The organism is Aliiruegeria haliotis (assembly GCF_003003255.1).
In the GTDB taxonomy this organism is placed as follows: domain Bacteria; phylum Pseudomonadota; class Alphaproteobacteria; order Rhodobacterales; family Rhodobacteraceae; genus Tropicimonas; species Tropicimonas haliotis.
In genome coordinates, this window is sequence record NZ_PVTD01000024.1 from 1 (window position 1) to 12,552 (window position 12,552).

Sequence of the window (12,552 nt, forward strand, 5' to 3'; positions counted from 1 at the left end):
TTCTGCGAATGTGTTGCCGGGCGGGGCATGGCGCGGGACTTCGACCGGAAGGTCGCGGAGATCCAAATCCGCATCGCCGTGCTAAACCGCTACACACTTCTTGGTATACCCGTCACAGCGCCCGCAGGATAAGTCCATCCGGGCTAAGGGGAAGAACGCTCTTCACCCGATTTGGGCAACAAAGCCACTCTATCCGACAGCAAAGCCGGAAACCATTCGCAGACAGTTCCGGGTGCCGATCCGGGCTGTTCAGGATTTCGCGGCTGGGTGGCGAAAGGAGAAGACTGTCGACACTCGGCGGGTCCGTTGGCTCTCCCCGGAGGAGGCAGAGCGGTTATTGTCCGCGGCTTCTCGCCCCGTGACTTCCGGACTGCGCGACCCAATCCGACATACTCTCCGGAAGATCGCCTTCAAGCTGAGAACCGGTGCTGGCCCGGCCGAGACGATGTCGCTCGAGGTCAAAGGCCGGCACCCGGATACGCGAGAATGGTGGCTACCCGGCACAAAGTCCGTTTTTAGAGCGCGGCTCGTGCTTCTGCCAGTAAGGTCGGCCAGGTTGATAGGCGAGCTTCCCCAAACTGATCGGGCGTTTCTCGCCCCGAACGGCCAGCCTTACGCAATGAGGCAAAATGGGGGAGCAGATGGCTGAGGCGTTCAACAAGATCCGGAGAGCCGCTGGTCTGGTGAATGATGTCGTTCCCTACACGTTGCGGCACACCTGGGCGACCTGGTTTTACGCGCAGACCAAAGACTGGGGCGACCTCCTCGACCAAGGAGGCTGGAACCGCTCCGACACCGCCAATAGATACCGGAAGATTGCGCCCGCAGATCTTGGAAATCGTCTGCTCGCCCATGGTTGGGATTATCGGCGATCCGCGGGTCCTCCGGTTCGGGTTGGGGAACTCGTGTCGATTCAGGACTGAACAGGCCGACCCGATCATTCGGCCCAAAACACCACTATCCTTGGGTCTCGAGTAAGTATTCCTGCACTCGTGCGCTTTGGGCTTGGGGATATGGGTCGTGTTCTCAAGTCACGGCTCAACACGCTCCGTAGGGGTCTATTGGCGACATGCGAATGGACACCGCCTCGACGAGCGGTGTCGGAAAAAAAATTCCGGATCCCCATCACCGTATGGTGTCAAAAGCGCTCTGACGGACTTCGGCAAGTCATTTCTCTCGACGGTCAGGCCTTGGTAGGTGTGTCATCTAAGTCCGATTGGATTCTTTCTATCGTGGCGGCAGTTGCACGGAAGTGCACCTCCATCGCTGCGATTGCGGCCTCGCTGTCGCGTGAGATGATCGCATCCGCGACCATCTTGTGGCGCTTGAAGGTCTGGTCCGGGTCGCGCACGTTGCGCTGATCGTGCAAGACGCGGATCGTATCCTCGATCACACCCTGAAGCGACGTCATGAGGTATGGCATCATCTGGTTTCCGGATGCCTTCGCGATCAGATGGTGAAAAGCGGCGTCCTGCTTGATCCACGCCTCCTTGTCATATCGCGACTCGAAGAGAGTATCGATGATTTCGGACAACTCCTCGCATTGTTCGTCCGAAATGTTCTGGGCCGCCAGGCCGGCGCAGCCGGATTCCAGAATCCGGCGGATATCGACGATGTCGATGACGTTGCGCTTCACGTTGCCGGAGACGAAGCGGAAGAATTGCGAGAGCACCTCGGCGCGCGGCGTGCCGACGGTCGTCTGGCGCCCCTGGCGCATATTGACCACGCCAAAGACAGAGAGGTGGCGCAGCGCGTCATGCACGGTTGTCTTTGAAACCCCGTAGGCCTCGGCCAGTTCCGCCTCCGAGGGAAGCACGTCCCCCGGCGAAAGCTCTTGCGAGATAATCTGTTCGGTCAGGTTCTCCAGAACGACCTCATAGAGCTTTTGCCGGGCTGCCTTGATTGGTGTTGCGACCTTGAATGCCATGGCCTGAGCTACTCCATCCTGATGCCGAGCGCCTCGGCCATCCCTTTGATGTATCCAACCGCGAACAGACGCCCCTGGATTTCGTAGCCCACAGTCGTGCTGAGATTGAGCGCGCCGCCCTCGGAGCCTGCGTATTCGCCTTCCATGTTTGGCACGTGGTCCGGTCGTATCAACCCGTCGAAGCCTACCTCATGGTACAGTCTAAGTAGTTCGACCATGTCATGCGGGCCGTCGTCGTGGAAGGTCTCGATGAAATCTTCTGCCGTGCCCTTGATGTCCCGGAAGTGGACGAAGGCGATATTCGGCGCAAACTCACGGATGAGCGGCTCGATCGGCTCGCCCATGAGCATGAAGTTGGACTGGCAGAAGGTGATCTTGTTGCTTGGGGACCGGGCGTAGTCCCGTGCGCGGCGGAACCCGTCGGGACTGTTGAATATCCGCCCGATGCCACGAACGGCCGGGATCGGCGGATCGTCCGGATGCGCGGCCATCACCACGCCGGCTTTCTCCGCCACCGGGAGGACACGGTCCATGAAGTAGGTCCAGTTCTCCCAGACCTTCTCCGCCGAGACCTCGCCGAACTCAGGCAGGGGCCCTGTCTCTGCATCGGCGAGCCGGAAGGCGCTGGCCATCGCGCCGCCACGGACGGGCACCGCGACGGCGGTCCGGAACCAGCCGACGGCGCCCATGAAGTTGTAGCAGAGCAGGTGAATGCCCGCCTTGCCCATGTTTTCCAGCATCTGGCAGTAGCGGGCGATATCCTCATCCCGCCCGGGGAGGCCGAGCTTGATGCGGTTCATGTCCATCTGGTCGCCTTCGAGCGCGGAAATCGTGAACCCGGCGGCCTCGAATCGCGCCTTGGATCGCAGCAGTGAGTCCATGTTCCAGATCGGATCGTCGCCGGTCAGTTCCGGGGCGAGTTTTGCAACCGCATGGTTGATTCCGATCTGGCGCGACAGTTTCCACTTGTGGTCCCCGGGCTTCGGGGCCGGCGGAAGGAGCAATCCGAGTTTCATGTGACGAGACCTGTGTCGTTTCATGGTCGGATAGAGACTGCACTGGTCGGTCTCATCCGATTGGCCGCACCCTATCAGCAGACGTTGGAATTGACAACTTATATGGTAAGTTGTAGGTCGGATTCAACTTACATGGTAAGTGGTAGGCGCGGGGAGCGGTTTCGTCTGGGAAATCGGTAGCCTTTCCACTGGAGCGCCAGGGCAAGCAAAGAGGAATCCGGCGATGGTCGCAGTAATCACACGCAAGCCGATGGAAGAGATCGTCAAGGAGTTCGATCAGTTCTACACCGGGCTGGTCTATGACGTTCTGGAGGAGATGGGGTATCCGCACCAGGCGCTTTCGCCCGAGATCGCCGCGATTGCGCCGGGGATGACGGTCGCCGGACCGGCCTTCACGGTGCAGATGGTCAACGATCCGACCTCCGATCCGGACCTGCGCCAGAAGCGCATCAACATGTTCAAGGAGATGACCTACCCCTGCGTCGATATCCGCGACACCTCCTTCGACGAGCGCGTGGCGGCCTATGGCGAGATGAATGCGACGCTGGCCGCGAAATACGGCTGCGTCGGCGCGGTTGTTGATGGCGGCACGCGCGACTCGCAGCACCTGATCGACCGTGGCTTCCCGGTTTTTGCGCGGTTCAAGACGCCCGTCGAGGCGCTCGGACGCATCAGCTACAAGGCCTGGCAGACACCAATCGCCGTGCGCGGGGCGATCACCTCGACCGTGACGGTCAACCCCGGCGACTTCATCTTCGGCGACGTGGATGGCGTGATCTCCATCCCGAAAGACATCCTCGGGAAGGTCATCGAGAAGTGCCAGAAGATGGTCAACACCGAGAACTGCGCCCGTGACGAGTTCAAGGTCGGTGACCCGGAAGAAGTCTACAACAAGTACGGCCGGCTCTGAGCCGGAGGGATCATCATGGCGAATTTTATGGATGACACACTGCTTCTCAACAGCAAGACCGCGGTTCGGCTGTTCGAAGATCACGCCAAGGCATGTCCGGTTCTGGACTTTCACTGCCACCTCGACCCGGTCTGGATCGCGGATGACACGCAGTTCGACGATGTGGTCGATGCGTGGCTGACCTATGACCCGTACAAGTGGCGCGCGATGCGGATCAATGGCATCGCCGAAGAGCGGATCACCGGGAACGCCTCCAAGGCGGACAAGTTTGCCGCCTGGGCCGAGACCTTGCCGAGGCTTGCGGGCAACCCGCTGTTCCACTGGTCCTACATGGAGCTGAAGCAGTTCTTTGGTGTCGAGGCGCTGCTGACACCGGAAACGGCCGACGCCATCCACGCAAAGTGCAATGAGCGCCTGTCCCAGCCGGGCATGAGTGCTCGCGGAATCCTGAGCCAGTTGAACGTCGAGATGGTCTGTACCTCTGACGACCTGCTGGACAGCCTTGATGCGCACCGCAGGGCCGTCGGTCAGACTGCGCCGGGTGTTCTTCCATCTCTGCGCGCCGACTCGGTGGTTGCCATTGACAGCGGGACCTATGCCGAGTGGCTTAAAAAACTGGGCAAGTCTGTGGGCTTTGCCGTCGAGAGCCTTGATGATCTGGAGCGAGCGGTTTCTGCTCGGCTCGACGTGTTCGACGCGCTTGGCTGTTGCGTGGCCGATCTGGGGCTTGACCGGGCGGCTTTTGTCGAAACGCCGCGCGCGGAGGCCTCCGGCCTGCTGGACCGGCTACTGTCGGGCGAAAACCTCGACGCGGCCGGAGCCCTTGCGCTGAAAAGCTGGCTGATTGCCTTCCTCGGGACGGAATACGCTCGCCGGAACTGGGTGATGCAGCTGCATGTCGGCGCGCATCGCTACACCAGCAGCCGACTGCGGGAGCTTGTCGGGGCTGCGGGCGGGTTTGCCTGCATGGGGCCTTCGGTGGACATCATCGCCATTTGCAGTCTGCTCGATCATCTGGAATCGCAGGGGAGCCTGCCACGGACGATCCTTTTCAACCTGAACCCGACCGACACGGCGATGTTCGCCTCTGTCACCGGCTCTTTCGTGGAGGATGGTGTGCCGGGCAAGGTCCAGTACGGGCCGGCCTGGTGGTACAACGACCACGAACCCGGCATGCGCAACCATCTGGAAGTGCTGGCATCGACCGGCGTTCTGGGGCGGTTCATCGGCATGACAACGGATTCGCGTTCGGTCCTGTCCTATGTCCGCCACGAGTATTTCCGCCGGATCCTGTGCGACACGGTCGGCACCTGGGTCGAGGCGGGCAAGCTGCCCGGCGATGCCCGCCATGCGGGCCAACTCATCGAAGATATCTGCGTCAACAATGCCCGTTCCTGGTTGAACGGATAAGGAGGAGCGATCCATGAGATCGGACAAACTCAAAGGTAAGGTCGCCGTCGTTACCGGAGCCGCTGGCACGCTGTGCTCGGCCATGGCCCGTGATCTGGCCGCACAAGGCTGCGCCGTCGCGCTGGCCAACCGGACCGAAGCCACGGCTGCGGCACTGGCGAAGGAACTGACCGAGGGTGGCGCAAAGGCCATCCCGCTGGCGATGGATGTGACAGATATCGACGCCGTGTCCGCAGCCGCCGCGCAGGTGCGCGAAGAGTTGGGTTCCTGCGATATCCTGATCAACGGCGCGGGTGGCAACCAGATGGACGCCATCACCACGGTCAACGAATACCAGCCCGAAGAACTCACCGGCGAGAACCCGGACCTGCGCGGTTTTTTCAATCTCGACATGACCGCCTTCCGCAGCGTGGCCGACATCAACCTGATGGGCACCGTCATCCCGAGCCATGCCTTTGGCCGGGACATGGCGAAGGCCGGCGGCGGCGCGATCGTCAATATCGCCTCGATGAACACCTACCGTCCGCTGTCGCGCGTTGCGGCCTATGCTTCGGCCAAGGCCGGTGTCTCCAGCTTCACGCAGTGGCTCGCGGCCTATCTCGCCCCGGCCAATATCCGCGTGAATGCCATCGCGCCGGGGTTCTTCCTGAATGACCGCAGCCGCCAGCGGCTGACCAACCCGGACGGGACGCTTCAGGAACGCGGGCAGAACATCATCAACCACACACCCATGGCTCGCTTCGGCGAGGCAGAAGAACTCGTCGGCTGCATGAACTGGCTGATCGACGATACCCAATCCGGATTTGTGACCGGTATCACCGTCCCGGTGGACGGCGGGTTCCTGTCCAGTTCCGGTCTCTGACGACCCATGCTTCAAACCTTAGCACTTGTTGGGAGGACAACATGACGAAGCTTACCTCAATCCTTGGCGCGATCGCGCTTGTCGGCTCCGTGGCCACAGCGGCCACTGCAGCAGATGTGACCCTGCGCTACAGCTACCAGAACCCGCCGAGCCACCCGCTGGGTCAGGCCGCCGAGAAATTCGCCGAAGCCGTGAAAGAAAAGAGCAACGGCGAGATCGAAGTTGCGCTGTTCCCCGGCGGCCAGCTGGGTGGCCCGAAGGACCTGCTGCAGAACCTGCAGATGGGCGTTCTGGACATGACGATGGCCAAGCCCGGTGTGCTTGGCGACATGGGCGCACCCAAGCTCAACATCCTGAGCATGCCCTACATCTTCACCGACTCCGAGCATCAGGGCAAAGTCCTGTTTGGCCCGATCGGCGAGGAACTGCTCGGTGAGCTGGACCAGATCAACCTCGCCGGTGTCGGCTTCTTTGTTGACAGCCCGCGCCACTTCTTCTTCCGCGACAAGCCTGTCGAGGAAGTTCCGGACATGGCCGGTCTGAAGATGCGCTCCATGACCGGCAAGATCTTCGTCGACATGATGAAGTCTTTCGACACCTCGCCCACGCCGATGCCGTTTGGTGAGCTCTACCTCGCCCTGCAATCGGGTGTTGTCGATGGCGCCGACCAGCCGCTGACCGGCTACTATGCCAACAAGTTCCATGAAGTGTCCAAGCACGTGATCCTGGACGGCCACGATGCGTCGCCGACCATGATCCTGATGTCGAAGATGTCCTGGGACAAGCTGACCGACAGCCAGAAACAGGCCGTCCGCGAAGCCCACAAGATCGCCGCCGACTTCTTCCTCGAGAACGAGACGAAGATGAACGCCGAGATCATCGACACGCTGACCGAGAAAGGCATCACCGTCGTGCCGGTCGAGGACAAGACCCCGTGGATCGCGGCCGTGCAGCCGATGTACGACGAGTACGCCGATCTCTTCGGTGACCTTGTCGAGCGCATCCGCGCCGTCGAGTAATCCCCGGCTCCGCCATTCCGGCGGAACGGTTCTGGTGCCCGGTCCACGCGGGTCGGGCACCGCATTACGGAGGGATCACCGTGCTGACCGCGTTCTTCCAACGCTTCTGCGATATCCTGTTCACCGCAACGAGCGCGCTCTGCCGCATCTTGTTGCTGGTGATGGCGATCGACATTCTTAACCTCGTCTTCGGGCGCTATGTGCTGAGCAAGTCTCCCATGTGGGGCGAAGACCTGGCCATCCTGTGCCTCGTCTGGTTCTCATTGCTGAGCGTCGCGCTTGCAATCAGGGACGGGCAACATATGCGGGTCGTGCTGCTTATCAACGCCTTCCCCGCAAAGCTCCGGCATAGCACGGAGATCATCAACCACGTCCTCGCGATCGGCTTCTCGATCCTGATGGTCGTCAAGGGCATCGACCTGTGCCTGTTGAACCTCAACAACACCATGTCCGGGCTCGGGATTTCAACCTTCTGGCTGTTCCTCGCAATGCCCCTCTCCGGCGCGCTCTGCCTCGTTGCGCTGCTTGAAATCACGAAAGAACAACTATGGTCACCGACCCAGTAGCCTCTGCGATCCTGATCGGATCCTTCGTCGGGATGCTGCTTCTCGGCACCCGAATCTTCCTCGCCATGGGAATCTCTGCAGTGGTGACGCTGTGGTACATGGGCGTCCCGCTCATGGTCGTCTTCCAGAAGATCGTGAACGGCGTCTCCTCCTTCTCCTTCTTGGCCATTCCCTTCTTCATCATGGCCGGCGACATCATGACCGCCGGGGGCATCTCCGACAGGATCATCCGCCTGTCGAAGGCGCTGATCGGCTGGATCCGCGGCGGGCTTGCGATGGTCAACATCATGGCCAGTATGTTCTTCGGCGGCATCTCCGGCTCGCCGGTGGCAGACGTCTCTTCGCTCGGCGCGGTGCTCATCCCGATGATGGACAAGGAAGGGTACGACCGGGACTTCTCCACCACGGTCACCATGTCCAGCGCCGTGCAGGGCCTGCTCGTCCCGCCCAGCCACAACATGATCATCTTCGCGATGGCGGCCGGCAGCGTCTCCATCAGCGGGCTGTTCATGGGCGGGCTGATCCCGGGCGTGTTCCTCGGCCTGGCGCTGATGATCTATTGCTACATGGTGTCGTTGAAGCGGAACTACCCGGTCAGCAACACCTTCAGCGTCGGTGAGTTGTTCGACTCGTTCTTCTCGGCCTTCTGGGGCCTGCTCACCGTCTTCATAATCGTCTTCGGCGTGCTGACCGGCGTGTTCACGGCGACGGAATCTTCCTCCATGGCGGTTCTCTGGGCCGCGATCGTGACCTTCTTCATCTACCGGCAGATGACGATCAAGGAATTCTGGAACGTCTTGGGGCGCACGCTCCAGCCGCTCTCCCAGATCATGATCATCATCGGCTGCGCCGGCGCGTTCGGCTGGGTCGTGACATGGTTGAAGATCCCCGAATACCTAGTCAACAACCTCTTCGCGTTCGTGGACTCCAAGATCGCGTTCCTGATCATGGCGAACCTTTTGATGCTGTTCCTCGGTACGCTCGTGGGGATGTCCGCACAGATCCTGATCCTGACGCCGATCATGCTGCCGTTCCTTGACAAGTTCGACATCAGCTACATCCACTTCGGTGTGATCATGATCTTCAACCTCGGGATCGGCCTCATCACGCCACCTGTGGGTGGGGTCCTGTTCGTCGGCAGCGCGGTTTCCAAACTGCCCATCGAGAAGCTGTCCAAGAGCATGTTGCCCTTCTACGGCGTCATGGTCTTGGCCCTGTTGGTCATCACCTATGTCCCTGACCTGACGCTGTTCCTGCCGCGTCTGATGGGGCTTGAGCCATAAGGCCACCTCCCGGGGGGGAGCCACGTTAGCTCTGCAAGAGCATCGTGGCTCCTCCCACCCATGTTTCCGGTCTCAAGCGAGAATTCAACCGATGAGTTTCCTCGTCGCCATAGCGCCAATCGCGCTCCTCATCTTCCTGATGACGAAGCGCAACAGCACGCCGTCGCACGTCGCGCTGCCGATTGCTGCGCTGCTGGTCTACGCGGTGCAGCTGGTCTGGTTCGAGGCCGATCCGAACCTTGTCAATGCGACGGTCGTCAAGGGCCTGCTGACAGCCTGGACGCCAATCCTGATCGTCTGGGGTGCGATCTTCATGTTCCGCACGATGGAGGTCACGGGTGCGATGGACGTGGTACGGAACTGGCTCAACGGGGTCAGCACAAACTGCGTGGCACAGCTGATGATCATCGGCTGGGCGTTTTCCTTCCTGATCGAAGGGGCGAGCGGCTTCGGAACCCCGGCGGCGCTGGCAGCACCGATCCTCGTGGGCCTCGGCTTCCCGGCGCTCAAGGTCGCCCTGTTCTGCCTCGTGATGAACTCGGTGCCAGTATCTTTCGGCGCTGTCGGAACACCGATCTGGTTCGGTCTCGGCGGGCTCGGGCTTTCGGAGTCAGATCTACTTGAGATCGGCGCCCAGACGGCCCTGATCCATATGGCCGCTGCGCTTATCGTCCCGGTGATCGCGCTGCTCTTCGTGGTTGGCTGGCGGGAGGTGCGGGCCAACCTGGGGTATGTCTATCTCTCGATCATCGCCTGTGTTGTCCCATACCTGCTCATCGCGCAGGTCTCCTACGAATTCCCGGCGCTGATCGGCGGGGCATTTGGCACAGTCGCTTCGGTCTGGCTCGCGGGCCGCGGGATCGGGCTTTCGCGGGAGGGCAATCCGCCCTCCGAGCGCGCGCGGCTGCCCATGCCAGACCTGCTCAAGGCCACGTTCCCGCTCTGGGGCGCGGTGGCGATCCTGATTGTCACCCGCATCGAGCCGTTGGGGCTGAAGGGCTTCCTGACGGATGCGACGCCGGTTCTGGAAGCCGATCTCGGCTCCGTTGGCCATGTTGCCACCAGCGCGTCGCTTGTTCTGTCGCTCAACCACATCTTCGCGGCGAACATCAACTGGGCGGTCCAACTGCTCTACATCCCCGCCTTCCTGCCCTTCTTCGCCGTCTCCTGCCTCGCATTTCTCTTGTACCGGACGCCAGCAGGCCAGATCCGCGAGATAGCAGCGGACTCACATGCCCGAATGAAGAACCCAATCATCGCACTGTCTGCCGCATTGGTCATGGTGCAGCTGCTGCTGGCCGGCGGTGACACGTCGCTCGTCGTGCTGATCGGAACCTCCTTTTCCGAGGTGATCGGAGCGCAGTGGATCTATTGCGCAGCGCTGCTCGGCGCACTCGGTTCCTTCTTCTCTGGCTCGGCAACCATCTCGAGCCTGACCTTCGGCGGAGTGCAGGACTCCATTGCGGCATCCCTCGACCTCGACCGCACGCTGATACTCAGCCTGCAATCGGTGGGCGGGGCCATGGGCAACATGGTCTGCATCAACAACATCGTCGCCGTCTGCACCATCCTCGGGATCAGCAACCAGGAAGGCGACATCCTCAAACGAACCATCGTCCCCATGGGTGCCTATGCCGCCATCGCCGCCGCGGCGGGCGCCATGCTGTGAGGGGACGACACGAACAACCCGAACACGCTGTCGGCGACAGCAACAAACAAGGAGACAAGCCATGACTTCGAATACAAGCCTTCAAAAAGAAGCCGAGATGATGGAGCTCGAAAAGCTCATCCGGGCGCATGAAGAACTCGAACAGGTCGATTTGGGCATTCCCGACGAGGAAGTACTGGAACGCTTCGGCAAGATCTATACTGGCGCAATCAGCGACGTGTTGCGCGAGCACGTTCTGCTCGACCAGGCCCTCCCGCCCGAACTGATGCCGCTGCGCGATGGGCAGAAGATGGTCGGTTTCGCCTTCACGGTCAAAAGCGCCTCGAACACACGGGTGACAGGTGAGCTGACCTATCGCACCGAGATGTTGGACGAGATGACCCCGAACTCGATCGTGATGTGGGATACGACGGGCGATATGGATTCGACCGCCTGGGGCGGCGTCATGACGGCAAATGCCGTCGGTCGCGGCGTGGTCGGCGCGGTCATTGACGGAGGCATCCGCGACATCGACCAGATCCGCGAGAAGGCCTTCCCGATCTTCTACCGTTACCGCAGCCCCAATGGCAGCCTCGGTCGTTGCCTGATCTCGCATTTCCAGACGATGATACGGATCGGTCGTACCGAGATCCGCCCGGGCGACATTATCGTTGGCGACGCCGACGGTGTCATCGTTGTACCGCGCAAGATTGCGATTTCCGTTCTGGAACGCGCCGAACAGATCCTCGAAAACGAAAAACAGATCTTCGAGTGGGTCGAAGAGGGGCAAACGGTTCAGGAGATCACCGCCAAGGGCGGGTATTTCTGAAACAACCGTGATCGGATCAATGTAGAAGCGCCGTACCAACGGCGCTTCATTTCCGACAACGTTAGGCCTCTACGTTTTACCGACAGAAAACTTGAACGCTTGAGCGAGTTGAGGGCTCCGCGGCGGGCGCGCTTGACCATTCCGAAACCGATCAATACCAAATGATGTGGTCCCCCAAATCGTCTCCGACAAGAAGAAATACTCTGGGCTGATGCCGTCGGGGATGAGACGCCTGCGGGAGATCGAACAGGAGAACGTGCGACTGAAGAAGATCGTGGCGGATCTGCCTCTGGACAAGGAGATGCTTCAGGACGTCATAAAGCGAAAGCTTTTGGGCCTGCCCGGAAGAGGACGCTGATCGACGAGATGCGGGCAGATTGGAAGGTGTCGATCCGCCGAGCCTGTGCGGTGCTCCGGTACGATCCCAGGACCTACCGCGACAAATGCGCTCGATCCGGCCAGGCCGCGTTGGAACAGCGTATCAGGGAGATTTGCCAGACACGCATTCGGTTTGGATGCCGGCGCGTGTATGTGCTGCTGCGTCGAGAGGGCTGGGAGGTCAACGCCAAGAAGACCTATCGCATCTACAAGGAGTTGGACATGCAGCTCAGAATGAAGACGCCGAAGTGTCCGTCATCAAATGAAGTGTGCCAACTGAGCTGATCTTGGTTTGGAGGATCTGGTTCATCGGTTTCGATACTCAGCTCGCAGCCGAATGCACGACCCCTCGTTTAGGTGAGGCTTTCCGAACGCCTCCCTCGATTTGGTTGTTTTGGCGGCACCTTCAGCCATTCTCGCCGCCACAATCGTTTCTGCCCCGTACCATGGCGAAGCTTGCCGCCGCGCTGCTGGCGGACCGGCAATGCGACACCGTAGGCCAGTTTACATATCTGCAAGCCTCTGCTTTCGAAATGCTGCCCTAATAGTTGTCAATGAGCGTTCTGGTGCTGGACGGACGCAAATCCGAGACCAAATTAATGGCCGGACCTAGGGTCAGGACCCATAAACCTTCTTGAGCCCGTTGGACGATCGTGCTTCACGCTGCCAAACAATGGGGGCAGCATGAGCGACTACCACTGGTT

General features: G+C 60.6%; 11 protein-coding genes and 2 pseudogenes. 11 read left to right on the forward strand and 2 right to left on the reverse strand.

All coding sequences use genetic code 11. The features are described from left to right. Both CLV78_RS23315 and CLV78_RS23325 read left to right on the forward strand, forming a co-directional pair. Window positions 1-132 (forward strand): annotated as a pseudogene (locus CLV78_RS23315) (IS5/IS1182 family transposase); the annotation flags it as partial. Window positions 133-641: 509 nt separating this feature from the next. Continuing rightward, complete coding sequence (locus CLV78_RS23325) at window positions 642-923, forward strand: tyrosine-type recombinase/integrase (protein WP_158263655.1); 282 nt, start codon at window positions 642-644, stop codon at window positions 921-923. Window positions 924-1,183: 260 nt separating this feature from the next. On the opposite strand, the gene CLV78_RS23330 is transcribed toward CLV78_RS23325, so the two are convergent. After that, entirely contained in the window at window positions 1,184-1,927 is a 744-nt protein-coding gene (locus CLV78_RS23330) for a FadR/GntR family transcriptional regulator (protein WP_106208537.1), read from the reverse strand. Window positions 1,928-1,935: 8 nt separating this feature from the next. Next, complete coding sequence (locus CLV78_RS23335; protein WP_106208539.1) at window positions 1,936-2,943, reverse strand: mannonate dehydratase; 1,008 nt, start codon at window positions 2,941-2,943, stop codon at window positions 1,936-1,938. 223 nt (window positions 2,944-3,166) lie between these two features. On the opposite strand from CLV78_RS23335, the gene CLV78_RS23340 reads away from it, so the two are divergent. From CLV78_RS23340 to CLV78_RS23380, 9 genes and pseudogenes are all read left to right on the forward strand, one after another. Beyond that, window positions 3,167-3,853, forward strand: coding sequence for an RraA family protein (locus CLV78_RS23340; RefSeq protein ID WP_106208541.1), 687 nt, complete (start codon window positions 3,167-3,169; stop codon window positions 3,851-3,853). A gap of 15 nt (window positions 3,854-3,868) precedes the next feature. Next, a complete protein-coding gene (uxaC, locus tag CLV78_RS23345; RefSeq protein WP_106208543.1) occupies window positions 3,869-5,263 on the forward strand; it encodes a glucuronate isomerase in 1,395 nt (464 codons plus the stop codon). 13 nt (window positions 5,264-5,276) lie between these two features. Further along, window positions 5,277-6,125 (forward strand): SDR family oxidoreductase, encoded by an 849-nt coding sequence (locus CLV78_RS23350; RefSeq protein WP_106208544.1) that lies wholly within the window; start codon window positions 5,277-5,279, stop codon window positions 6,123-6,125. Window positions 6,126-6,166: 41 nt separating this feature from the next. Then, entirely contained in the window at window positions 6,167-7,144 is a 978-nt protein-coding gene (locus CLV78_RS23355) for a TRAP transporter substrate-binding protein (RefSeq protein WP_106208546.1), read from the forward strand. A gap of 80 nt (window positions 7,145-7,224) precedes the next feature. After that, window positions 7,225-7,710 carry a TRAP transporter small permease gene (locus tag CLV78_RS23360; protein WP_106208548.1) on the forward strand — a complete coding sequence of 162 codons (486 nt, stop codon included), beginning with the start codon at window positions 7,225-7,227 and terminating at the stop codon, window positions 7,708-7,710. Next, the gene (locus tag CLV78_RS23365; RefSeq protein ID WP_106208549.1) at window positions 7,692-8,993 is read left to right on the forward strand and encodes a TRAP transporter large permease; all 1,302 of its coding nucleotides are present in this window, start codon (window positions 7,692-7,694) and stop codon (window positions 8,991-8,993) included. The genes CLV78_RS23360 and CLV78_RS23365 overlap by 19 nt, the downstream gene beginning before the upstream one ends. A 91-nt stretch (window positions 8,994-9,084) precedes the next feature. After that, a complete protein-coding gene (locus CLV78_RS23370) occupies window positions 9,085-10,662 on the forward strand; it encodes an L-lactate permease (protein ID WP_106208551.1) in 1,578 nt (525 codons plus the stop codon). A 61-nt stretch (window positions 10,663-10,723) separates the two neighbouring features. Next, window positions 10,724-11,470, forward strand: coding sequence for an RraA family protein (locus CLV78_RS23375; RefSeq protein WP_106208552.1), 747 nt, complete (start codon window positions 10,724-10,726; stop codon window positions 11,468-11,470). A 190-nt stretch (window positions 11,471-11,660) separates the two neighbouring features. Next, window positions 11,661-12,097 (forward strand): annotated as a pseudogene (locus CLV78_RS23380) (IS3 family transposase); the annotation flags it as partial. Window positions 12,098-12,552 lie beyond the last annotated feature (455 nt).

Excerpts from the sequence above, each read along its gene's own strand:
- CLV78_RS23325 (WP_158263655.1), top strand. The coding sequence starts at position 642 with ATGGCTGAGGCGTTCAACAAGATCCGGAGAGCCGCTGGTCTGGTGAAT.
- CLV78_RS23330 (WP_106208537.1), bottom strand. The coding sequence starts at position 1,927 with ATGGCATTCAAGGTCGCAACACCAATCAAGGCAGCCCGGCAAAAGCTC.
- CLV78_RS23335 (WP_106208539.1), bottom strand. The coding sequence starts at position 2,943 with ATGAAACTCGGATTGCTCCTTCCGCCGGCCCCGAAGCCCGGGGACCAC.
- CLV78_RS23340 (WP_106208541.1), top strand. The coding sequence starts at position 3,167 with ATGGTCGCAGTAATCACACGCAAGCCGATGGAAGAGATCGTCAAGGAG.
- uxaC (WP_106208543.1), top strand. The coding sequence starts at position 3,869 with ATGGCGAATTTTATGGATGACACACTGCTTCTCAACAGCAAGACCGCG.
- CLV78_RS23350 (WP_106208544.1), top strand. The coding sequence starts at position 5,277 with ATGAGATCGGACAAACTCAAAGGTAAGGTCGCCGTCGTTACCGGAGCC.
- CLV78_RS23355 (WP_106208546.1), top strand. The coding sequence starts at position 6,167 with ATGACGAAGCTTACCTCAATCCTTGGCGCGATCGCGCTTGTCGGCTCC.
- CLV78_RS23365 (WP_106208549.1), top strand. The coding sequence starts at position 7,692 with ATGGTCACCGACCCAGTAGCCTCTGCGATCCTGATCGGATCCTTCGTC.
- CLV78_RS23370 (WP_106208551.1), top strand. The coding sequence starts at position 9,085 with ATGAGTTTCCTCGTCGCCATAGCGCCAATCGCGCTCCTCATCTTCCTG.
- CLV78_RS23375 (WP_106208552.1), top strand. The coding sequence starts at position 10,724 with ATGACTTCGAATACAAGCCTTCAAAAAGAAGCCGAGATGATGGAGCTC.